At 42.4% G+C, this 22033-nt stretch carries 19 protein-coding genes; 12 read left to right on the top strand and 7 right to left on the bottom strand.

Annotation, left to right across the window (positions count from 1 at the left end):
* Positions 1–9: 9 nt before the first annotated feature.
* Positions 10–1257, bottom strand: coding sequence for a hypothetical protein (locus ACMXYP_RS10970; RefSeq protein ID WP_415881684.1), 1248 nt, complete (start codon positions 1255–1257; stop codon positions 10–12).
* A gap of 201 nt (positions 1258–1458) precedes the next feature.
* Between ACMXYP_RS10970 and hrpA the strand changes: the two genes are divergently transcribed.
* From hrpA to ACMXYP_RS10945, 5 genes are all read left to right on the top strand, one after another.
* Entirely contained in the window at positions 1459–5385 is a 3927-nt protein-coding gene (gene hrpA / locus ACMXYP_RS10965; protein WP_415881683.1) for an ATP-dependent RNA helicase HrpA, read from the top strand.
* Between the two features lie 372 nt (positions 5386–5757).
* Complete coding sequence (locus ACMXYP_RS10960; protein WP_415881682.1) at positions 5758–6738, top strand: porin; 981 nt, start codon at positions 5758–5760, stop codon at positions 6736–6738.
* Between the two features lie 173 nt (positions 6739–6911).
* Positions 6912–7613 carry a VacJ family lipoprotein gene (locus ACMXYP_RS10955; protein ID WP_415881681.1) on the top strand — a complete coding sequence of 234 codons (702 nt, stop codon included), beginning with the start codon at positions 6912–6914 and terminating at the stop codon, positions 7611–7613.
* A gap of 171 nt (positions 7614–7784) precedes the next feature.
* On the top strand, positions 7785–8954 hold the full coding sequence (locus tag ACMXYP_RS10950) for a PP2C family protein-serine/threonine phosphatase (RefSeq protein ID WP_415881680.1): 1170 nt from the start codon (positions 7785–7787) through the stop codon (positions 8952–8954).
* Between the two features lie 2 nt (positions 8955–8956).
* Complete coding sequence (locus ACMXYP_RS10945; RefSeq protein WP_415881679.1) at positions 8957–9445, top strand: STAS domain-containing protein; 489 nt, start codon at positions 8957–8959, stop codon at positions 9443–9445.
* A gap of 225 nt (positions 9446–9670) precedes the next feature.
* On the opposite strand, the gene ACMXYP_RS10940 is transcribed toward ACMXYP_RS10945, so the two are convergent.
* The 5 genes from ACMXYP_RS10940 to ACMXYP_RS10920 all read right to left on the bottom strand — a co-directional run bounded on the left by ACMXYP_RS10940 (position 9671) and on the right by ACMXYP_RS10920 (position 14789).
* Positions 9671–10279 carry a DUF2057 family protein gene (locus ACMXYP_RS10940; protein WP_415881678.1) on the bottom strand — a complete coding sequence of 203 codons (609 nt, stop codon included), beginning with the start codon at positions 10277–10279 and terminating at the stop codon, positions 9671–9673.
* A 71-nt stretch (positions 10280–10350) separates the two neighbouring features.
* The gene (locus tag ACMXYP_RS10935) at positions 10351–11316 is read right to left on the bottom strand and encodes a porin (RefSeq protein WP_415881677.1); all 966 of its coding nucleotides are present in this window, start codon (positions 11314–11316) and stop codon (positions 10351–10353) included.
* A gap of 313 nt (positions 11317–11629) precedes the next feature.
* Positions 11630–13180: a tripartite tricarboxylate transporter permease gene (locus tag ACMXYP_RS10930; protein WP_415881676.1), complete on the bottom strand. Its 1551-nt coding sequence runs from the start codon at positions 13178–13180 to the stop codon at positions 11630–11632.
* A gap of 4 nt (positions 13181–13184) precedes the next feature.
* Entirely contained in the window at positions 13185–13658 is a 474-nt protein-coding gene (locus ACMXYP_RS10925; protein WP_415881675.1) for a tripartite tricarboxylate transporter TctB family protein, read from the bottom strand.
* 147 nt (positions 13659–13805) lie between these two features.
* Entirely contained in the window at positions 13806–14789 is a 984-nt protein-coding gene (locus tag ACMXYP_RS10920; RefSeq protein ID WP_415881674.1) for a tripartite tricarboxylate transporter substrate binding protein, read from the bottom strand.
* Between the two features lie 191 nt (positions 14790–14980).
* On the opposite strand from ACMXYP_RS10920, the gene ACMXYP_RS10915 reads away from it, so the two are divergent.
* The 4 genes from ACMXYP_RS10915 to hisA all read left to right on the top strand — a co-directional run bounded on the left by ACMXYP_RS10915 (position 14981) and on the right by hisA (position 19476).
* Positions 14981–16600: an ATP-binding protein gene (locus tag ACMXYP_RS10915; RefSeq protein WP_415881673.1), complete on the top strand. Its 1620-nt coding sequence runs from the start codon at positions 14981–14983 to the stop codon at positions 16598–16600.
* Between the two features lie 83 nt (positions 16601–16683).
* On the top strand, positions 16684–17385 hold the full coding sequence (locus ACMXYP_RS10910) for a response regulator (RefSeq protein WP_415881672.1): 702 nt from the start codon (positions 16684–16686) through the stop codon (positions 17383–17385).
* A gap of 116 nt (positions 17386–17501) precedes the next feature.
* Entirely contained in the window at positions 17502–18641 is a 1140-nt protein-coding gene (locus ACMXYP_RS10905; RefSeq protein WP_415881671.1) for a murein transglycosylase domain-containing protein, read from the top strand.
* Positions 18642–18720: 79 nt separating this feature from the next.
* Positions 18721–19476, top strand: a complete 756-nt coding sequence (hisA, locus tag ACMXYP_RS10900) for a phosphoribosylformimino-5-aminoimidazole carboxamide ribotide isomerase (RefSeq protein WP_415881670.1) — start codon at positions 18721–18723, stop codon at positions 19474–19476.
* 68 nt (positions 19477–19544) lie between these two features.
* Here the strand turns inward: hisA and msrB are convergent, their stop codons facing one another.
* Complete coding sequence (msrB, locus tag ACMXYP_RS10895) at positions 19545–20579, bottom strand: peptide-methionine (R)-S-oxide reductase MsrB (RefSeq protein ID WP_415884665.1); 1035 nt, start codon at positions 20577–20579, stop codon at positions 19545–19547.
* A gap of 291 nt (positions 20580–20870) precedes the next feature.
* Between msrB and ACMXYP_RS10890 the strand changes: the two genes are divergently transcribed.
* From ACMXYP_RS10890 to ACMXYP_RS10880, 3 genes are all read left to right on the top strand, one after another.
* Complete coding sequence (locus ACMXYP_RS10890) at positions 20871–21125, top strand: DUF1289 domain-containing protein (protein ID WP_415884664.1); 255 nt, start codon at positions 20871–20873, stop codon at positions 21123–21125.
* A 221-nt stretch (positions 21126–21346) separates the two neighbouring features.
* Entirely contained in the window at positions 21347–21631 is a 285-nt protein-coding gene (locus tag ACMXYP_RS10885; RefSeq protein WP_415881669.1) for an STAS domain-containing protein, read from the top strand.
* Between the two features lie 32 nt (positions 21632–21663).
* A complete protein-coding gene (locus ACMXYP_RS10880) occupies positions 21664–22026 on the top strand; it encodes a response regulator (RefSeq protein ID WP_415881668.1) in 363 nt (120 codons plus the stop codon).
* The last annotated feature ends 7 nt before the right edge of the window (positions 22027–22033 follow it).

Below are 22033 nucleotides of genomic sequence, written 5' to 3'. Positions count from 1 at the left end.
TTTCCCCCCTTAGAATAAAAAGTTTACGTTGATTGAAAATGTGTCTACGGTTTCATCCGTTACCAGCGATGAATCCTTAGCCCATAAGCCCGCTCCATGCGGTTTTACCCATGTTCTGTCCCATTGAAATTTTATAGCGGTGTTGTGATAAACATCCCAACGAACACCTAAGCCGAGGGATTTTTGATCAACACCCGTTTGGTTGTACTGATCTTGAACAATGGTTCTTAAGCCCGTGAGTTGTGCTTGAGCTAAAGGAGGTAAAAAATCAGGAACAGCTGCTACTTGATTTATATCATCGGTATTTTCGATGATAGAGCCTATTCCATACAAAGTGTAATCACCAACTCTTCTTCCTAAGCTAATGTAGCCACTGTGAGAAGAGGTGAAGATATTATCTTTTGTTTTAACTTGGTTTATCTCAGTTTGAACAATCCACTGGTTATTGTCGTAAGTTAGACCAACGGTATAGTAATCGAATTTTTTCCCTTCTAAATTTAGGTCATTAGCAGCGGATGCTGCATCAGGCCATAAAGGAGCACTGCTATTCAGTGCATCAATGAGAGGCTCATAAAAATCTACGCGATCACTTAATTCTATATGGGCATAACCCAGTCTTAATTTCCAATAGTCACTTTCCCATAACAGGCTAGTGGCAATGGCAGGGGAAACCTTAAGGGTTACGTCATCATAGACGAAATCGTTTTGTGTGGTGCCTACAGTTAATCGGGCTTGGAAGAAAGATTCTTCTAATAGAGTAGAATAGGTTATATCCGCACCATCAATATAATCAAAAGCAAGAGGGCTGTAGAACTCAATAGGCGGCCTAGCCCATAGATATGCATAGCCAACATTTCGATATTCCGACAGCATGAATACATCAACCCCAAGTCGACCGATACGGTAACTAAATGGATTGTCAGGGCTCGGGTGGTATCTTAGATAGGCCCATTCGATACTATTTTCTAAGCTTTGATCAATTCTATTTTTATAGACAAGTTGAGCAGATGCGCTCCACTGGTCGTTTAAAATGGTATCGACTTGGACACCTAACGTTGTGTCTGATTTAAATGACCAAGCGTTTGAATCTTCAGCTGTGCGCGCAAGATTTCTTCTGAAGGTAAGCTCATCTCCAGAATTACTCTTGACTAAGCCTATTGTGGAAAAGCCCCTTACAGTTGTTTTGTCCGCGTGCAGTAATGCGGATTGAAACAGTAAAAGTAAGGAAGCAAAAATATAATAGATTTGTTTCATCATTGAGTAACCTTGTCACAACACAGAGTCCAAGCCTTTCAGGCATTATAGAAGGGTTTATTAGAAAATGCTGCTCAATTAGTTGTAGTATTTTTAATAAGTTAGCTGATTTCTGAGCCAGAGCAATATACCGCGGGAAAGATGTCCTAAGGTACTATCTGTTATAGAATTGCGCCTTTAAAGAATATAAAGCAGGCGTAGCACTTGAATCAGAGTAAAAATCAGCTTAGAGCTTTATTAGATGGTTGTAGGATTGTAGATCGTTTCCGTTTAAAACGCCGTCTAGATAAACTAAAACAAGATGACCTAAAATCGGCAAAAAAATTAGTCGATGATCTTGTGGCTTCATGTGAATGGGTTGAGAGCCGTAAAGAATTAAGTCTTGATATTTCTTACCCTGATCTACCTATTAGTAGTCGTCGTGAAGAGATCAGTAAAACGATCGAAGAAAATCAAGTGGTTGTGTTGGCTGGTGAAACTGGTTCAGGTAAAACTACGCAATTGCCTAAAATATGCTTAGACCTTGGATTGGGTTGTAAAGGATTAATTGGTCATACGCAGCCTCGCCGGTTAGCTGCAAGAACAGTGGCAAGTCGAATAGCTGAAGAGTTAAACACTCCCTTGGGTGAGCGGGTAGGTTATCAGGTACGGTTCCATGATCAAGTAGGTGAGAATACCCAGGTCAAATTGATGACGGATGGTATTTTGCTAGGTGAAACCCGTCATGATCGCTTTCTTGAGCAATATGAGGTTTTGATAATCGACGAGGCTCATGAGCGGAGTCTGAATATCGATTTCCTCCTTGGCTATATCAAACGAATCCTACCTAAACGCCCAGATTTAAAAGTAATTATTACCTCTGCGACAATCGATCTAGAGCGTTTTTCCAAGCATTTTAGTGATGCGCCTATTATCGAAGTATCGGGGCGTACCTACCCTGTAGATGTGCATTATCGCCCTCTGCATGAATTCGAAGCTGAAGATGAGAAGGCTTTAGATCTTCAGCAAGGGGTTTTGGCTGCAGTAGAAGAGTTGCTGCAAATGGAGCGTAAGCAGGGTAAAGGGCCGCAGGGTGATGTTTTGATCTTTTTACCCGGTGAGCGTGAAATACGTGAAACAGCTGAAGTTCTTAGACGAGCAGAATTAAAGCATACAGAAGTCTTACCTCTCTATGCGCGATTGTCTCTTTCTGAACAGAATAGGGTATTCCAACGTTCGGGTAAGGCTGCCGCTACACGATTGATTTTATCTACTAACGTAGCTGAAACTTCTTTGACTGTTCCTGGTATTAAATATGTAGTGGATACGGGTTTAGCTAGAATTAGCCGATATAGTTATCGTTCTAAGGTTCAAAGACTTCCTATAGAAGCTATCTCTCAAGCAAGTGCAAACCAGCGAGCGGGTCGTTGTGGACGTATTTCCGAAGGTACTTGTATTAGGCTTTATTCTGAAGAGGACTTTAACGCAAGGCCTGAGTTTACAGATGCAGAGATCCGTAGAACCAATCTCGCAGCAGTTATCCTTCAGATGCTATCCCTTAAGCTCGGAGATATTTCGGAGTTTCCTTTTGTTGATGCGCCTGATAATCGTTATATCAACGATGGTTTTAAACTGCTGCAAGAGCTGGGTGCGGTTGATGCAAAGCGTAATATCACGCGCGTAGGTTGGCAGTTATCAAAACTACCTATCGATCCACGTTTAGGGCGGATGGTCATAGAGGCTGCAAGAAATAAATGCTTGCGTGAAGTTTTGATTATCGTGAGTGCATTGTGTATTCAAGATCCGCGAGAAAGGCCGCAAGAGAAACGCCAAGCCAGTGATGAAAAACATCGCTTGTATGCCCACGAAGAATCTGACTTTTTATCGTTTGTGAACCTATGGGATCACTACGAAGAGCAGAGACAAGAGTTAAGTCAAAATCAGTTACGTAAATATTCTGCTAAGCAATTCCTTTCCTATATGCGTATGCGAGAATGGCGTGATACTCACCGTCAATTGCATCTGATTTGTAAGGAGCTCAAACAACAAGATGATAAGTTTGTTGAAAGGGAACAAGAGGCTTCTTACGAAGCGATTCATCGTTCGCTTTTAGCCGGGTTGTTGAGCCATATGGGCTTTAAGCAAGAGAATAAAGAATATCTAGGAGCACGTAACCGACGTTTTCTCTTATTCCCAGGCTCAGTCGTATACAAAAAAGCACCGAAATGGGTTATTGCAGCAGAGCTTGTTGAGACTAGTCAGCTATACGCCCGCTGTATCGCTCGTATTGACCCTGCATGGGCAGAAAAGTTAGCGCCAAATTTGATTAAGCGTAATTATAGTGAACCCCATTGGGAGAAAAAACGAGCAGAGGTCGTTGCGACCGAGCAGATTACGCTGTATGGCTTAATTATTGTACCTAAGCGTAAAGTAAGTTACGGGAAAATAGATCCGCCTATAGCCCATGAAATCTTTATCAGGCAGGCGTTGGTGGAAGGAGAGTTTAATTCCCAAGCAGCTTTTATCAAGAAAAATCGTGCTTTGTTAAGGGGTATTGAAAAGTTAGAAGCAAAATCTCGAAGAAAGGATCTGCTTGTCGATGAAGAGCAACTTTATGAGTTTTATCGACTTCGTCTGCAATCACTAAAGGGTGAACATATCGTTAATGGCGCCGCTTTTGAAAAGTGGCGTAAGGCCGTCGAGGAAGAAGCCCCTGATGCTTTGCATATGCAAGAAGAGGATATTCTGCAACGATCCGCTGATCATGTGTCTGTAGCCGCTTATCCCGACTTTTTCAGATGGGACGCAGCAAAGTTGAAGTTATTCTATAACTTCTCGCCAGGTGCGAAAGATGATGGTGTGACACTTCAGGTTCCCTTACCATTATTGAATACGATCCCATTACAGCAGATGGAATGGCTGGTGCCAGGGATGCTTGAAGAAAAGTGTTCTGCAATATTAAAAGGCTTACCTAAACAGCAGCGTAAGCACTTTGTGCCAGTACCAAATTATGTCGAAGCATTTATAAACGCAGTCGAATTCGGGGTGGGCAATTTATACGAAGTTTTTGCTCATCACCTGCTTCGTATGACCGGGATTAGAATACAGGAATCTGATCTAAGGCAGAGTGCGCTTCTTGATCATCTGACTATGAATATTAGGCTAGTGGATGAAAAAGGTAGATTACTAGCGGAATCAAGAAACTGGGAAGTACTAATTGATCAATTTTCATCTCAAATAAATGAACGGCTGACAGAAAAGTCTGACAGTGAATGGGGTCGGCAAGGTTTAACTGAGTGGGACTTTGGGCCGCTGGAAGAAAGCTGCAAAATTAACAAATATGCTGGTGTCGAGGTAGAGGCTTATCCTGCTTTGGAAGATGAAGGTGAGTCAGTAACCTTATGCTTAAAATCTCACAAAGATGAATCTGTCCAAGTTAGTCGATTAGGGGTTACGCGTTTGGCTCTTCTTTCAATGAAGGAGCAGGTTCGTAATCTTAAGAAGGCACTGAAGAAGGATCAAATAACTCAAAGTGTGCTATTGAGTGGAGGACTCTATACGCCTGCTCAACTAGAACAAGAGATTATTTGGCAAGCTTGTGCTTCAAGTCTATTGTCTGAGCATGATGTTATAAGAGAGCAAAAGGAATTTGAGCAAGCTGTCTTAAAGTGCAAAAGCGAAATTATACCGGCAGGGGAAAAGCTGTTAGGGAATGTTCTTGAGCTTTGTCAAACCTATAACCGCATCCAGAAGCAGCTTAAAGGTAAGGTGCAGTTAAATGAGGTGCCGGTTTTAAATGATGTTAAACACCAGTTATCACAGTTAATGTACAAGGGTTTTATAAAGCAGGAATCGATTCATGTGCTGAAGCAATATCCAAGGTATTTGAAGGGTATTGAAATTCGGCTTGAGAAGTTTAGGCGTAATCTAAGGCAGGAGTGCCTTCACAGCGATCAATTGCAGCAGTGTTTTGAACAGTATCAAAAGAGATATGAAAAACACTGTTCGCAAGGTATTTATGATCAGGAATTAACCAACTACCGCTGGATGCTTGAAGAGCTTCGCGTCTCACTGTTTGCTCAACAGTTGGGTACCGCTATAACGGTGTCTGAGAAGCGCCTTAAGCAGCAGTGGGCGAAAGTGGCCAGTTGATGTAGATCAATAAATTTAGGGAGTAATACTTTTGTTGGGTGTTAACAGCTAAATAAATGCTTCAACAAAGGTTGCAGAAGCCTTTTTGGTATGTTGTAATGCCCGAAATTTATTTCTAAGAACCTGCTAAGGCCTTGTTAAATGGAGTTAATTCCCCGTTATAGGTACTAAAGCAGGAGAGAAATGGGGCAGAAGTTAAAGTTTTTTATAGTTCTGCCGAGACAAGTTTTAGAAGAAAAATGTGTTTCATTTATTTGAAATATATTTTTTTTATAGTATTTTCATAGCGTAATAGCGTGTTAAATGCGTTATGCTAGAAAAATTAAAAAATTCACTACTAGTATGTTGAATATTATTGAAGGGGAAATGTTGATGAAAAAGTCACTTATCGCTCTAGCTGTTGCTGGCGCTATGACTGCACCAATGATCGCACAGGCTGACGCTACTCTATACGGTTCTTTCCGTGTAGGTTTCGAAAAAGTTTCTGACAATGCTGATGCATCTAAAGAACAAGACCTAAACATGGTTGATCAGTCTTCACGTATCGGTATCAAAGGCGATGTTGATCTAGGCCTTGAAGGTACTAAAGGTTTGTTCCACTGGGAAGCAAACATTAACTCTGCAGATTCTGACTCTGATATCCTAAAAGAGCGTCTATCTTACATTGGTGCTCAGGGCGATTGGGGTAAAGTACAGATCGGTCGTCAGTACCACCCTCACTACCTACTGATCAGCGCTCCAACTAACGTATTTAACCCAGGTTCTGGCGATTACGGTGAGCGTTTTAACCTTGGTAACGACCAGCACAAGCGTGTAGATAACACTCTTGCTTACTACACTCCAAAAATGAACGGTTTCCAAGCTATCGCTGGTTTCGTTTTCCAAGCTGACGGTACTGATTCTGATGATTCTCTAGATGACACTGTAGACGGTTACAACATTGCGGGTACTTACTCTGCAAACAACCTAACTGTTTCTGCATCTATTGGTAACGTAGAAGCGTCTTCAACTACTGAAATCGATACTTGGGGTCTTGCAGCTAAATACAAGCTGGATGCTCTTGAGCTAATGGCTAAGTACGAAGATCAGGAAACTGAAGTTGGTGCTGTTACAACTGAAGAAGACGTATGGGAACTAGCTGCTCGTTACACTATGGGTGCTACTTCTGTTTACGCTCGTTACGCTGACTACGACGTTGAAGTTACTAACCTAGGTTCTGGCGATCTTCAGCAGTGGGGTCTAGGTGTTCAACAGAAACTTGGTAAAGGCCGAGTTTTCCTAGAGCACGTAAACAACGACTCTGACGATGATGCTGGTGATCGTACTGTTGCTGGTTACCGCGTAGACTTCTAAGTCGACATTTCCTAACGGAAATACAGAAAAAGGCTTCCTTCGGGAAGCCTTTTTTCGTTTATGAATAAAATATTACTAACCTTCTCATAATTAAGCCTTTTTCCTATTTTTATTCTGGATGTTTCTCAGCTAGAATACCCTCTTATTTATTGGGTAAAGTGAAAGGATCCTGAATGAAAACCAAATTTCGCAGTTTGTTAGCGGCAGGTGCTGTTTCTTTAGCATTGACGCAGCCTGTTATGGCGGAAGAGGTCAATGTAGACCCTTGGGAAGGTTTTAACCGAACCATGTTTAGTTTCAATGACGGTCTAGATACTTACGCCCTAAAGCCAGTAACAAAAGGTTATAAGGCGGTGATGCCTGATGCGGCTGAAACAGGTGTTAATAACTTTTTTGAAAACCTTGCTGATGTAGGTACATTCTTTAATAACCTGCTCCAAGCTAAGTTTAATAATGCGACCCAAGATTTTGCTCGAGTAGCATTTAACTCTACCTTTGGTTTAGCAGGCCTTATCGATGTTGCTACACCAATGGGTATTGAAAAGCACGATGAAGACTTTGGTCAAACATTAGGTTACTGGGGTCTTAATAGTGGTCCTTACCTTGTTGTTCCTTTCTTTGGTCCAATGACTGTTCGTGATGGTGTTGGTAAATTCCCAGATACTCTAGTAGACCCTGTTTATCACCTAGATGATAATGGTGCGCGTAATGCGCTTTACGTGACTCGTGTTATTGATACGCGTGCACAGCTATTGGAAAGTGAAAAGTTGATCTCTGGTGATAAATATATCTTTATCCGTGATGCTTATTTGCAAAAACGTGCTTTCGATATTGCTGACGGTGATACTGAAAACTACGACGATAACAATTTCTAATATAGAAGTTTAATGTATGGATGAAAGCCTCAATTATTCAGATGTAATTGGGGCTTTTTTGTAAGTCGTGATATCTGTGACTAAAAATCTATTGCAAGTTCAGTCAACTGGATTTAACGTGGTTTCTCATGGACTCTCATGGACTCTAGACTAATTTGCAAGGCCTGATATATGAGGCAAGCATACCAAACCATTCTACTGGTCGATCATGTTGCAGAAGCAATTGATTCGATCGTCGACGCCTGTAATCAGCTAGACCTTCCGCCTGTAAAAATTTCTACAGCTTTTAGTAGTGATTACGCATTAGAATTATTAGAAGAGCACAGTTTCTCTTTGGTGATTGTGGGTGTGAGTGAGCGTTTAAAGCTGGTTGATCTTCAGCATTTAGCTACGTCACAAGCCCCGAAACCAATCCTTGCGTTATTACCTGATAGTGAGGTGAATCAGGTGATGGCAGCGCTGAGGAAGGGAGCTAGCAATGTATTCTTACAGTCTGAAATCCTTGATCAAGGTCCAGCTTTCTCCCTAGCCATTAAATCCTTGCTTAATCAGGCGGAATTGATTGAGCAAAATCTTCATTATCGGGAAGAATTAGAGAAAAGTTTGGCTGAGCTTAAAGCAGATCAGCAGGCGGCTCATCAGATACAAAAAAACATGTTGCCTGCCACTGATGTTCAGTTAGGGGCGGTTCGAGCTCAATATCTATTAATCCCGTCGTTATATTTAAGTGGTGATTTCGTTGATGCTGTTAAGGTCGATGACAAATTGACCCTCTTTTACTTAGCCGATGTTTCAGGTCATGGGGCTTCTTCTGCACTTGTAACTGTTTTGCTCAAGAATATGACTAATAGGCTTCTGAGAAACTATAGGCGGCAATCGAGTTTTGACATTTTATCGCCAAAAGATGTGCTCCATCGAATCAACGTAGAGTTGCTTGATACTGGGTTAGGTAAGCATTTGAGCATGTTTATCGGTTTATACAATGAAGCTGACGCTAGCTTAAGTTACGCTGTAGGTGGACATCATCCTATGCCAATATTGCATGATCGGGATGGCTGTCGCTTCCTTGAGGGGAGAGGGATGCCTGTAGGTCTCTTTCATGAGCCTCTATATGATGAGAGAACATTGCAGCTGCATGCTGAGTTTGAAATTACATTGTTCTCTGACGGTATCTTTGAAGTATTGGAAGAGTCGAATATGGAGGCTAAAGAACAGCGCCTTATTGATGCGGTTTCTGGTACTAAAGGTGGGGGGCCGAACAGCATTCGAGATGCTTTACTTCCTAGTACTATTGATGCGGCTCCGGATGATATCGCAATTATGACGATTTGCAGGCAGTAATCATGCAAGAAGGTTTAATATATTCAGCCTTGGTTGAGGGGCGATTTGTCCTCAAATTCGTTGGAGATGTTCGTCTTACCTTGTGTACTACTCTGGATTGCCATTTAGAACAATCTTTAGCTGATCCTTCTGTGAGTGAGGTTTTGATCGATCTGACGCAAGCAGAAGGGATTGATAGTACTTCCCTAGGGTTGATTGCGAAATTAGCGATTAAGGCTGATCATGCAGGAATGGATAAGCCTGCTCTTGTCTCAACAAACTCAGATATAACTCGAATCCTGTATACCATGGGGTTTGATCATATTTTTGTTCTGCTAGAAGAACTCCCGCCTTGCGTAGAAGATCTTAAAGAATTGCCGCTTGTGCAGGAATCTGTTGCTGAAATGCAGGAGAGAATTATTGCTGCGCACCGTATTCTTATGGATCTTAATGAGGCAAATCGTGAGGCTTTCCAAGATCTCGTTAATACGCTCGAATCTGTTAAAGAATAGATTTCTCACCAGTAAAGTTATAAACAGCTTTTGTGGATAACTTTGTTAATTGTTTATGGTTAAGTTGCTATAGGCCCCGTAAAACTTGGCTATTCAGCAAATTGCGTGAAAATAATACAGGTTGAAAAGTCTTTATTTTTCAGTGGGTTGAAATTTATTTTGGATGGTTTTTGTCAAGCTATTTTTCAAAATAAATCGTGCAGAGAGACAAAAACCTTCCCGCAATTATTGGATAAAGTTTTTAAAGGCCTCTTTAGTTTCAGAAGAGGCTTGTTGATATAAGCTTTTCAACAAAATCAGCTTCATTTGTTCATCAGTCACTTTATCTCCTTTTACAACAGAGGGTGTTTCAATGACTGAAACCTGCTGGCTAGCATTGCTGTTTGATCTATTAAAATCAGCTAGCTCTCTCTCAAAATCTATCCCTAAACGGAATCCCTTTAGTGGGAGTAGTTCTGCTTTAAATTGAATTGGGTTTTTGTCGTTTTTAAGTTTCCAGTTAAGCTCGCGGTTGAAAAGCTCTAACTGTCTTGCGGTTTTGATATCTGGTGTTTTTAGTGTGAGGGTTTGTTTCTCTGAGCTAAATAAAAGTACACTTGGATGGCTTTGCTCTAGCTCATAATCGCTGCCATTTTTTATCTCTGCCGTGTAGGAAACAAGAAGTTGGTTATTCCCATCAGGTAGGTTTAAAGATCGATCGTTGGAATAAAAAGAGGATACATTTTCGCTGCCGTTGATCGCGTGAACTTTAATGCCTTCACCCAATATTAACTGGTTATCTGCCATTACATGAGGTGCTGAAATCAGTGTCACCAACAAAGCTAGTTTTTTCATGAGGTTCTCCAGAAAGTAAGAATGGCTCAATAAGCTTGAAGGGGAGGACCTATTGAGCCATCGTTTAGCTATTAAAACTTGATTTGCATGCCTGCAAGAACGTCGATTTCAGAATCAACGCTAGCATCGTCAAAACTTGCTTTAGCTACTTCGGCGAAGACTGATACGTTCTTCTGTGATGGGAATTTATAGGTCACGTTGGTGTACCAAGAGCTTGCATCTTGGTTGTCTGCATCAGAATCTACATTTACGTAACCTAGCGCTACTCGTGTTGTTTCTAGAGGCTGGAAAATAGCGACTAAGTTACTGATGTCAGCATCAGCTGTCGCTGGGTTGCCATAGTCAGTCGAACTGAAATCCGTTCCAAAAGTTGCAAAACCAGCATCGAATTTGGCACTAATACCCCAAGTATCATCTGAATAGGTCGAACCGCTAGCCTGATGAGTTTGGTAGGCTGCTGCTAGAGATAGTTGAGAAAGTTTAGTGCTAACAAATAGATCTGTTGCTTCACCATCTTCGCTGGCGTTGCCGTCTGATGCTATTTCATGTGATACAACTACAGTGGCATTATCAAAGCTTGCTTCTAGGCGGATAAGATCATCGCCAGAGCTTTTAACTACATCAAACTGATCTTCATCAAGGATAGTTTCATAAGCCGTTTCCACACCAAACTCGTCACCGGCCGTATTGGTTTTACCAACTTTTAACTTTAAGTTGCTGTATTGAAGGCCTAGGTAAGCTTCTTCCAATTTACTATCGCTGGCACTGGAATCGTCGGCTGAACCGTTAAAGGAAAAGTCTAGTTGGCCGAAGGCTTTAAGATCGTTGCCTAGATCGTAAATGATTGTGTTCTTCAGCTCTAAATCATCAAACTCTACATCAAAATCATTGGCTTTTTTGTAGTCGTCACGTAATTGAAGCTGCCAATCACCTTTAAGTTTATAAGTTAAACCGTCAGCGCTGTAGATTGTTGCTGCCATGGACGTGCTGGTAGCGAGTGTTGCGGTAATAGCTACTGATAAAGCTAGTTTTTTCATGTTTGCCTCTTTTGTATTTTTTAGAACCTCTTGCTCAGATTTGTGTCGAGCACAGAGGGAAGCTTTGTATTTCAGTAAGTGACTATTTGACTCAGGACAACTGGGACATCAATTGTGAAATCCTAAGTGCTCAATAGCCGACTTAGAGTTTTAAAATGTCAAAACTGTGCTGCAAAATGGCATTCAGTTTGGGGATTGCAGGCACAGCTATCCGCTAGTCCTCCTTTGGATTAGTTAAAGTTGAGTAGGATTTGATCGCAGGAATTTACAGCCTGACTTGTAAATTCCTGCTTATATTGAATTTTGGCTAGGGCTAGCCTTCACCCTCAGATATCGCAGCTTCGCAACCCGGGTTCTTGCTGGAATTAGTTCTCTTTCTCCAAGCTTCGATGATTGGAGGAAGGGCTAAAATTACGATTGCTGTAATGACGATGCTCAGTGTCAGAGGACGCTCCCAAAGGAAGGCAAAGCTGCCATCAGAGATGGTTAAAGCACGGCTTAAGTTGTTTTCCATCAAACCTCCTAAGATAAAACCAAGCAGCATAGGGGCCATAGGGAACTCAAGTAGTTTTAGGAATATGGCTATAACCGTAATGATCGCCATCATGTGAATATCAAAGCTATTAAAGCTCACGAGATAAACACCAGTGATCGAGAAGAAAAGGATCAATGGGATTAAGATCGGTCTTGGAATAACCAGTAGTCGAGAGATATATGGTATCAACGGCAGATTAAGAATCAGCAGTACCAAGTTACCAAAGTACATCGAAATGATGACAGACCAGAACACGTCCGGGTTATCTAGAAATAAACGAGGGCCCGGCTGAATACCATAAGCAATTAATGCACCCAGCATAATTGCTGTTGTGCCTGAACCAGGAATACCCAGTGTCAGAAGTGGAACGAATGAGCCTGTAGATGCTGCATTGTTCGCAGATTCAGGTGCTGCCAAACCACGTAAAGCGCCCTTACCAAATTTTAGTTTCTCTTTGGCTGATGCAAGGTTACGTTCCAGACCATAAGCAAGGAAAGACGCGATGGTTGCACCTGCACCTGGAAGGATCCCAATTAGGAAACCAAAAAAGGAGGAGCGGCCAACGGTAGGGGCTACGTGCTTAACTTCTTCTTTGCTTAGCTTCATGCTGCCTAGTTGGCTCATATCCATAGGTGCTTCTTTCTCGTTATGCTGACCTTTAAGCACAGTCATAACTACCTCAGTTAAAGCAAAGGTTGCCATCGCTAAAAGTAAGAAGCTGATACCATCGATCAAATCGACGCTGCCAAACGTAAATCGGGTTGTGCCTGATGTAACATCTGTACCTACAGTAGCGATCATCAAGCCTAATACGGTCATGATTAGAGCTTTGATTACTTGGCCTTTACCAGAGAATGCCGCTACAGCAGTTAAACCAAGAATCATCAGGGCAAAGTAATCGCTCGATTGGAAACTCAACGAAACAGAGGCTAATGCAGGTGCTGCAAATAGCAGTACCAGTGCACCGATAGTTCCGCCTGTGAATGACGAATATGCAGCAAGTGCTAAAGCCTTACCTGCTTGCTTTTGTTGAGCAAGTGGATAGCCGTCAAAAGAGGTTACAACCGTACTAGCACAGCCAGGCGCATTGATCAGAATCGATGAAGTTGAGCCACCAAATACTGCACCGTAATAAACACCGGCCATCAAAATAATGCCTGAAGATGGGTCTAGTCCGTAAGTGATTGGGATCATCAGGGCTACGGCTGAAATAGGGCCTAAGCCTGGTAACATCCCGATAAACGTGCCTGCAAAGCAGCCAACAACGACCATCAATAGGTTAAAAGGCATAACCGCAGTGGTAAGCCCGGTAATAATTCCGTCTAACATGGGATCAGCCTCCAAAAATTACAGTTAACGCTTTACCTGGAGCCAGATAAATATCGAGTAGTTGGGTTAGTGCGAACCATAGGAAAATGGCAAAAGGCACCGATGCAATAAATAGGGTCTTGGGTCTTCTTTCGCCTAATAGCCAGTAACCACCGACTAAAAAGAAAATGGTAGAAATTAAGAAACCTAGCCATTCAAGTGCTAACGCAAAAAGTACAACGAGTAGTAATAATTTGAGTACTAATGGGAAGTCATACCCTTTAAGAACTAACTTTTGGTCATTGCTAGATTTGGTTGTAGCCAGCAGTAAGATGGACAGTACGCCACCTACTATTGCCAAAGCATTAGGAATTGTTTGTGCGTGGAACGGTTCGAATTCATCACCAGGCAGTAAAGGGATCTGAGTTGCATAGTAGCCGTAAGCTACAGACAAACTGAGAAATACCAGACCACCAATATGATCTTTGCATAAGGTCATGAGGATCCTCCTGCTATGGCAGAGGCCATAACTGTCTATTTTAAAAAAAACCGAGGGCCAGTCGACAGAGGCCAAAGGGCAAAGCCCTCGGTAAAGAAGGCCTGACTTAATCGAAGTCAGGGATATTGCTGCGAAATGAGAGTGTGTTTACTTAAGGAAGCCAAGCTCGCGCATTAGGGCGCCAACTTCTTTTTCCTGAGATTCTAGGAATGAGATAAATTCAGGGCCAGGTTTGAAAATCTCTGTCCAGCCATTACGTGAACGTACAGTTTCCCACTCAGGTGTGTCGTACATTTTTTCTAGAGATTCAATAAATTCTGCTTGTTGTGCTTCGCTGGTGCCTGGAGCTGCGAAGAAACCGCGCCAGTTAACAAATGTAGTGTCATAGCCAAGCTCTTTGAGGGTTGGAACGTCTGGGGCTGCTTCATTTCGTTCGCTACCTGTCATGACCAGAATACGTACTTCGCCTGCTTCAGCTAGGGCTAGTGCTTCACTGAAACCGGTTGATAGCAGTTGTGTTTCACCAGATAAAAGGCCGGCCATTGCTTTACCGCCTGCATCGTAAGCAACATAGCGAACTTGACGTGCATCGCCGCCTGTCGCTTTAAATGCCATTGCAGCAACTAAATGATCCATGCTGCCGCGAGCCGAACCGCCTGCGATCTTGATAGAACGTGGGTTGGCTTTGTAATCAGCTACAACTTGCTGGAAGTCGGTGTATTTTGAATCTTTCTTAACGACAAAGGCGCCGTAATCACCAATAGTTGCAGCGATTGGTGTTAGATCACGGAATGATTGCGGGAATACTTTGGATAGTGAACGAATCACGATAGGTGTCGAGTTCACCATCAAGGTGTCTTGCTTCTGTTCAGCTGTCTCGATCAAATGAGCAATAGCTTTACCGCCGCCACCGCCAGACATGTTTTCGTAGGAAATAGTATCAACAATACCTGCTTTAGATAGTGCTTCACCTGTGCCGCGGGCCGTTGAATCCCAGCCACCGCCTGCACCACCAGGGATTAGAAAGTGAATACTTTCCATTGCTTGAGCTTGGTAGGAAACACCTGCTGTCATGCATGTAGTTAATACGGCCGCCATTAGAGTTTTTTTGCTTTTAACTTTACCGAACATCGAGATCACCTCGTATTTATTTTTGTGATGCCTACAAAGTAGTGAGGTTTATTCGGCAAATGAAGCTTATGAAATTAATGGCTTTTTAATCCTTAAAAATCATTTTGTTCATAATGTTTACGGGGCTTTTTAATCGAGGTTAGCTAAGCTTTAAAGTATCAAATGATTAGGGTATTTAGCGAGTTCACTGAATGAGTTTGGATATTAAAGTGCTAAGCCGATTAAAGCTTAAGAGCCGTATGATCCTGATTTTGGGATTAATGGCGATTGTGCAGACAGGTTTTATCGGTGTTTTTGCGGTCCATTACCTGCATAAATCGCTAGATGAACAGATTGGTCAAAGAGCGTTAGATGTAGCGAAAACAATTGCTGTCGCTCCACAGATCATCGACGCAGTACAAAGGGGCGATAGCCAATATTTACAGCCTTTAAGTTTACGTTTGGCAGAAGAAACTCAAGCTCGCTTTGTTGTGATTGGAGATAAGCAGGGGATCCGTTTAGCGCATCCACGAACAGAAAAAATTGGTCGGCCAATGTCTGATGATGAAGGGGACGATAATGCACCGGCGCTCGTTGCAGGCCAGGGCTACCTGTCTAAAGCCTTGGGTAGTATGGGTTGGTCTATGCGAGGGAAAGCGCCGATCTTTTCAAATGAGGGTGAGGTTATAGGTCTGGTATCGGTTGGCTATCATCTTGATCAGGTCGAAAACATTATTGAAGAGTATCGCATTACACTGATCGCTGTTATAGGGGCGTCATTTTTATTAAGCGCAATGATTGCTGTTTGGTTCGCTAATCACTTTAAAAGAGCCATTTTTGGCTTGGAACCAGAGCAGATCGCTCGTTTATTTGATGAGCAAAGAGCAACGTTAGAATCGGTGCGTGAAGGGATAATCGCTATCAATAATGATGGACAGATCACGACCTTTAATCGAACAGCTGTGGAAACACTAGGCTTAGCCGATTATGCAGAGCTGACTGGGCGTCATATATCAGAAGTGTTACCTGACAGTACAATGCTAGAGGTGCTAAAAACAGGGCAGCCGCAATTCGACGAGGAGGTCTGGCTCTATGGACATAACCTTATTGCGAACCGTCTGCCTTTAAAACAAGGTGATCAGATTACTGGAGTTGTTTCGAGCTTTAGACGCAAAGACGAATTAGCGATGGTGAGTAAAAAACTAACGCGAATTCAGCAGTATGCAGACAGCTTACGGAGCCAGTCACATGAATATTCTAATAAGCTGCATACTATTGCTGGTTTGATTCAGATAGGGGCAACTGACGAGGCTCAGGCGCTTATTGGTCAAGAGGCACAAAGTCATCAAGAGTTGATCACGTTATTACGTCAAGCGGTCTCCGATCCTGTATTGGCTGGGTGTTTGTTAGGTAAATATAACCGTGCTAAAGAGATGGGACTTCACCTCATTATCGATCCCGATAGCAGAATGTTATCGCTACCGGACAAGCTTCCTCGAGAGCACTTAGTCAGTATTATTGGCAACTTAATCGATAATGCGCTTGAAGCCACATGGGAGCATACCGGTTTAGGTGGTGAGGTTGCGCTTAGTATGTTGGATCTGGGTACAGATCTAATTTTTGAGATTGAAGATCAAGGCCCAGGTATAACCGAAGGCGATCAGGAGAAAATCTTTGAAAAAGGATATACCAGCAAAGCTAAAGAGGGACACGGCATCGGGTTACATCTGGTGAAACAGCTATTAGGAAATTTAAATGGCACAGTGACCTGTGAACTAGGAGAGAAAGGGGGAAGTCGGTTTATCGTCTATATCCCCAAAGCTCAGGGGTGAGGTTTATTCGTAGGTTTAGAGAAATGAGTATTGCTAAAGATGGATACTCAGTGAAATAAAACTCAATTAACAAGTATAAAAAGATGAGTGATATTCGAGTTGTTATTGCAGAAGATGATCAGCAAATAGCTGAGATACAAAAGCGGTTTTTAGAGCGTATCTCTGGGTTTGAGTTAGTTGGGATTGCTCACGGATTAGAAGAAGCTGAGGATCTGGTTGAGGTCCTGCAGCCAGAGCTTTTATTGCTTGATATCCAGTTTCCGACAGGGACTGGCTTAGATCTATTAAGAAAACTGCGTTCAGGGAATCAAGGAACAGATGTCATTTTAATTACCGCCGCTAAAGAGGTGGAAACACTACGTGAGGCACTGCGTGGTGGCGTGTTTGATTATATTTTAAAGCCACTGGTTTTTGATCGGCTGCAGGAAACCCTCGAAAACTATCAACTACACCTTAAGAAACTCCAAGCTATGGAGTTATTGGCTCAAAGTGATGTGGATACAGTGCTACCTCGGTCTAGTGGGCAAAGCTCAAGCCTTTCAACTGTCACAGGAGTGGCTCGCCTACCAAAAGGCATTGATGGTATTACTTTAGATAAAGTCCGAAATGTTTTTTGTGCGGTAAATACTCCACTGAATGCTGAAGAGGTAGGGGGGGAGATCGGTGCTAGTCGAACCACGGCAAGGCGGTACCTAGAATTTCTAGTCAGTACTAATGAGCTCTCAGCAGAAGTTAATTATGGCAGTGTGGGACGTCCGGAGAGGCGGTATGCACAAATTAAGTAAGTGTTTTGAGAATTGATCGTTGCGGCCGATAATCTGATTAGGTTACTGTCGTAAATCTAAGTTAGCTGGAAGTTTCTTTTGAATCTTCTGCTTTATCTCTCCTGATCAGAGGTTCTATGCTCACACGCCGACGCTTTTTACTAGGCTTGCTTCCACTAGGTTTAACTGGTTGTACAACTCATGATGCATTTCGAATCGCAACCAGTGTCGCAAGAGGCCAAAGTGTTGAAGGTGCGCTTACCTCGCATGCTAGAAGCAAAGCGACAGGTTGGGTGACCAACCCTAAAGGATTGGTAAATGACTTTAAAAAATTCTCACAACTGATTAGCAGTGTTTGGGGGGAAGAAAAAGCGTTACAGCCAACTCCAACGACCTATGTTAAATATACCGATCAATATTTGAGTCGAGGAGTGGTCGACTTTGAAAAGGGACTTATTCGAGTTGAAACTTTAGATCAGGGCAAGCTACAGAGCGCGATAGTTACCTTACTGCTGTCTCCAGAAGATCCTACCCAAGTGGACCTATACTCTGATGCGCCGGTTACCTTGGGTGGAGAGCCTTTTCTCTACCAGCAAATATTAGACAACGAGGGACAACCTGTAAGATGGGGTTGGCGTGCTGAACGATATGCTAAATACCTTATCGCAAATTCGCTGCAGAAACGCCAAGTTAAGATGGCTGATGGGGTAAGTAAAACAGAGTATTTTGTTAAGTTACCACTTATAGAAAAGCACCGTTTGAAAAGACGCTACCGTTACGCAGCTTTGGTGGATAAGTATTCTCGACAATACAATCTCAATCCCTCCTTAGTGTATGCGATCATTGAGACCGAAAGTCACTTTAATCCTTTTGCGGTCAGCCATGCTCCAGCTTATGGACTCATGCAGATTGTGCCAACAACGGCTGGACGAGATGCCCATCAAGAGATCTATGGTCGCGCCGGTACTCCTTCCAGAAATTATCTATTCAATGTCGAGAATAATATCCGTATGGGATGTGCTTATCTGCATATTCTGCAAACACGCTATTTAGTTGAGGTAAAGGATCCTCAGAGCAAAGAGTTTTGCATAATTGCTGCTTATAACGGTGGTGTAGGTAATGTTCTTCGAAGTTTCTCTAGTGATCGTCGACAAGCAATGAGTGTGATTAATCGATCATCTACTTCTAGTGTTTGGCAGAGATTGCAGAGCCGTATGCCATTAGAAACCCAGCGGTATTTGGTTAAAGTGACTGATGCTAAGCGCCGTTATGTATAAGAATCAAATAATTGGCATATACCTAAAGCGATTCGCTCTATAAAATAGCGCCTTTCAGCTTCGATGATCAGGAGATAGCGTGACACAGTTTCGTCCATGTATCGATCTGCACCAAGGGCAGGTTAAGCAAATTGTTGGTGGTAGCTTGCAAGATAGTGGTGCTGATACCAACTATGTCAGCCCTTATGATGCGGCTTATTATGCGGAACTTTATCAGCAGCATAACCTGACGGGCGGTCACGTCATTGCCTTAGGGCCTGGTAACAAAGAGCAGGCTTTATTAGCGCTATCAACCTGGAAGGGCGGCCTGCAGTTTGGTGGTGGCGTAAATAATGAAAATGCTGCTGAGTTTTTAGAAGCAGGTGCATCTCACGTTATTGTTACTTCTTATCTATTCGATCAAGGCCAATTTAGCTGGGAACGTTTAGAGAGAATTAAAGCTGAAACTGGTGCTGATAAGCTTATTTTGGACCTTAGCTGCCGTCGTACGGAAACCGGTTGGAATATAGCGACCGATCGTTGGCAAACGGTGACGAGTCTAGCGGTTAATGAGAATACTTTGTCAGAATTAGGTGAGCATTGCGCTGAATTCTTAATCCATGCTGCAGACGTTGAAGGTTTGCAGGGTGGTATAGATCAAGAGCTAGTTAAGCTCTTAGGAAAAGCGTGTTCTATCCCTGTAACTTATGCTGGTGGGGCGCGTTCTCTAGAAGATCTAAAGCTGGTGGATCAGCTTTCTCAAGGCAATGTCGATCTTACAATCGGTAGCGCCCTAGATATCTTTGGCGGTAAGGGTGTCACTTTAGAAGAGTGTATCGCGTGGAATGCTCGATAAAGTAAATCAAGGATAAGAAAAAGGCAGCGAATCTCGCTGCCTTTTTTTATTTGTGTAGATGGGCACTTTTATTTAAAAAGCTGTGCAAATTGCTCATAGCCTTGGGCTGTTAGCTCCTCTTTGGGTACAAAGCGAAGAGAAGCTGAGTTTATGCAATAACGTAAGCCTGTAGGAGCTGGTCCATCATTAAATACATGGCCCAAATGAGAATCAGCTCGTGAACTTCTCACTTCAACTCGTTTCATAAAGAAGGAGTTGTCCTCTTTCTCTACAATTTCTACCCCCTTGATCGGTTGAGTAAAGCTCGGCCAGCCGGTACCGGACTTATATTTATCCGTCGATGAGAAGAGCGGTTCACCACTGACAATATCTACATAGATACCTTCACGTTTTTCATCCCAATACTCGTTATCAAATGGTCTTTCTGTGCCATCTTCTTGAGTTACTTTGTACTGAAGTGGACTTAGATTAGATTTCAAATAGTGCTCAGATGGTTTTACGAATTGCTTGATACGGTAGTCAGCATCTGAACTTTGGCCTTTGTATTGGGATAGGTCATGTTTAGCATTTTCACCCCAAACCTTTGATAAAAATTGATCGCGACCAGAACCATTACGGTAGTAACTATAGCGAAGTGGGTTTTTCGCATAATAATCTTGGTGGTAATCCTCAGCAGGGTAGAAGTTCTTAAAAGGTGCGATTTCAGTCTCTAAAGGTTTACCGTAAACGCCAGACTTTACTAGTGCATCAACAGATTGGGCGATTGCCTGTTTTTGTGCTGCATTATGATAGTAAACAGCTGGACGGTACTGTTTCCCTCTATCAACAAATTGACCATTTCCATCGGTTGGGTTCATAACGCGCCACAGATGTTCGAGTAGGCCTGCGTAAGAGATGATTTCAGGGTTGTAGTAAACCTGGATCGCTTCAGTGTGTTTGGTTAAACCGGCAGAAACTTCTTTGTAATTTGGATTTGCTTTCTCTCCACCGCTATAACCCGAAACGACTTGAACAACCCCATCAAGCTTTTCAAAATCTGATTCCGTGCACCAGAAACACCCGCCAGCGAACGTAGCTATCGCAAGCTGATTTGATTGTGTTATTGCTGGTGCAGTTGATAGGGTGGCTTGCTCATTTCCGGTGGATAGGGTGGCAATACCGACGCCAAGAATTGAAATGGCTGAGATGGCAATTATTTTTTTCATTTCTACAGAACCTGTAAATACTGGTAATGCTCATTTAGAGAGCCGGCTACACAAATGGTTCCCTAAAAACTAAAAGGCCTGTATTAGCGAATGCTGAAGAGCGGAATGATCAAAGTTTGCTATGCTGTTAATGAGGAGTATTCCTCACTTAATTGCGGAAGGAGCTAGGTGTCGGTACATCAAATTGTAATGGTTTGCCGTTATGGTTGTTGCCGGTTTGGCCAAAGGAATGAGGTTATGCTTTCTAAATCCAATCCCACTCAAATTGAATCACCTTGTGTAAGAAATTGTTGTCTGAATGATCAGGATATTTGTGTCGGGTGTTTTCGATCTTTAGACGAAATTCTTCGCTGGAGTAAAGTTTCAGAAGAAGAGCGTTCTATGATTCTCAAGAATACAGATCGTCGTAAAGCGCAGTTGTCTTCTATTAGGTTGAATGGCTGATATCTATCAGTCTATCTTTGTATGAACACTGGCTGATATATAAACACTTGTTATGATTTTTTAGCAATATGCTGAAATTTAAGCGTTTTATAGGAAATTTCCTTTGACATATCAGGCTAGTTAGGCGAATTTTATAGATACTTTTTTATACCCCTTAGAAATTAGAGTGTATTAGGGGAGTATAAGGGCGTAAGTCATACAGAAAATAAGGAACATCTATAATGGGCGCTGACAGTGTATTAGCAATGCCTGAAGAGCTATCTATTGCAAATGTAACTGAATGGCAGCAAAAGTTAGGCACTTACATTAACGCGGCTGATTCTATCGTTTTAGATGGCGAAAAGCTCACTCGAGTAGATACTGCAGCATTACAGCTGTTAGCGGCTTTTTGTTTGAAAGCTCAAACTTTGCAAAAAGCGGTAAAGTGGATTAACCCTTCAGATTCTCTAGTTAAAACTGCATGTCAGTTAGGACTAGAAAAAACTCTATCGCTAAAAAATGATTAACCTGCTCAGGAATTAAGTGGAGATTTTTATAAATGGCTAGCATCTTAGTTGTTGATGATTCGGCTTCTCTAAGAAATATGGTGACCTTTACCCTTAAACAGGAAGGCTACCAAGTAGTAGAGGCGGCTAATGGGCAGGAAGCTTTAGGTAAGGCACAGACAGGTCGTTTTGATTTAGTTTTGACTGATGTAAATATGCCGATTATGGATGGTATTACTTTATGCGCTGAACTGCGTAAGTTACCAGCTTTTAAATTTACACCAATTTTAGTTTTAACTACTGAAAGTTCCCCTGAAATGAAGCAGAGGGGTAAAGGTGCGGGTGCAACTGGTTGGCTTGTTAAACCATTTAATCCTGAGAAGCTTCTTAGCACTATTAAGCGCGTAGTACGGTAGATAGAAC

The organism is Neptuniibacter sp. QD34_54 (genome assembly GCF_047778055.1).
Lineage (GTDB): Bacteria > Pseudomonadota > Gammaproteobacteria > Pseudomonadales > Balneatricaceae > Neptuniibacter.
The sequence above is the reverse complement of the archived record's forward strand: the minus strand, read 5'-3'. Positions and strand labels throughout refer to the sequence as shown.

What these genes read in the sequence shown, in the direction of transcription:
- ACMXYP_RS10970 (WP_415881684.1), bottom strand. Translation starts at nt 1,257, where the DNA reads ATGATGAAACAAATCTATTATATTTTTGCTTCCTTACTTTTACTGTTT.
- ACMXYP_RS10960 (WP_415881682.1), top strand. Translation starts at nt 5,758, where the DNA reads ATGAAAAAGTCACTTATCGCTCTAGCTGTTGCTGGCGCTATGACTGCA.
- ACMXYP_RS10955 (WP_415881681.1), top strand. Translation starts at nt 6,912, where the DNA reads ATGAAAACCAAATTTCGCAGTTTGTTAGCGGCAGGTGCTGTTTCTTTA.
- ACMXYP_RS10950 (WP_415881680.1), top strand. Translation starts at nt 7,785, where the DNA reads ATGAGGCAAGCATACCAAACCATTCTACTGGTCGATCATGTTGCAGAA.
- ACMXYP_RS10945 (WP_415881679.1), top strand. Translation starts at nt 8,957, where the DNA reads ATGCAAGAAGGTTTAATATATTCAGCCTTGGTTGAGGGGCGATTTGTC.
- ACMXYP_RS10940 (WP_415881678.1), bottom strand. Translation starts at nt 10,279, where the DNA reads ATGAAAAAACTAGCTTTGTTGGTGACACTGATTTCAGCACCTCATGTA.
- ACMXYP_RS10935 (WP_415881677.1), bottom strand. Translation starts at nt 11,316, where the DNA reads ATGAAAAAACTAGCTTTATCAGTAGCTATTACCGCAACACTCGCTACC.
- ACMXYP_RS10930 (WP_415881676.1), bottom strand. Translation starts at nt 13,180, where the DNA reads ATGTTAGACGGAATTATTACCGGGCTTACCACTGCGGTTATGCCTTTT.
- ACMXYP_RS10925 (WP_415881675.1), bottom strand. Translation starts at nt 13,658, where the DNA reads ATGACCTTATGCAAAGATCATATTGGTGGTCTGGTATTTCTCAGTTTG.
- ACMXYP_RS10920 (WP_415881674.1), bottom strand. Translation starts at nt 14,789, where the DNA reads ATGTTCGGTAAAGTTAAAAGCAAAAAAACTCTAATGGCGGCCGTATTA.
- ACMXYP_RS10915 (WP_415881673.1), top strand. Translation starts at nt 14,981, where the DNA reads ATGAGTTTGGATATTAAAGTGCTAAGCCGATTAAAGCTTAAGAGCCGT.
- ACMXYP_RS10910 (WP_415881672.1), top strand. Translation starts at nt 16,684, where the DNA reads ATGAGTGATATTCGAGTTGTTATTGCAGAAGATGATCAGCAAATAGCT.
- ACMXYP_RS10905 (WP_415881671.1), top strand. Translation starts at nt 17,502, where the DNA reads ATGCTCACACGCCGACGCTTTTTACTAGGCTTGCTTCCACTAGGTTTA.
- ACMXYP_RS10890 (WP_415884664.1), top strand. Translation starts at nt 20,871, where the DNA reads ATGGTTTGCCGTTATGGTTGTTGCCGGTTTGGCCAAAGGAATGAGGTT.
- ACMXYP_RS10885 (WP_415881669.1), top strand. Translation starts at nt 21,347, where the DNA reads ATGGGCGCTGACAGTGTATTAGCAATGCCTGAAGAGCTATCTATTGCA.
- ACMXYP_RS10880 (WP_415881668.1), top strand. Translation starts at nt 21,664, where the DNA reads ATGGCTAGCATCTTAGTTGTTGATGATTCGGCTTCTCTAAGAAATATG.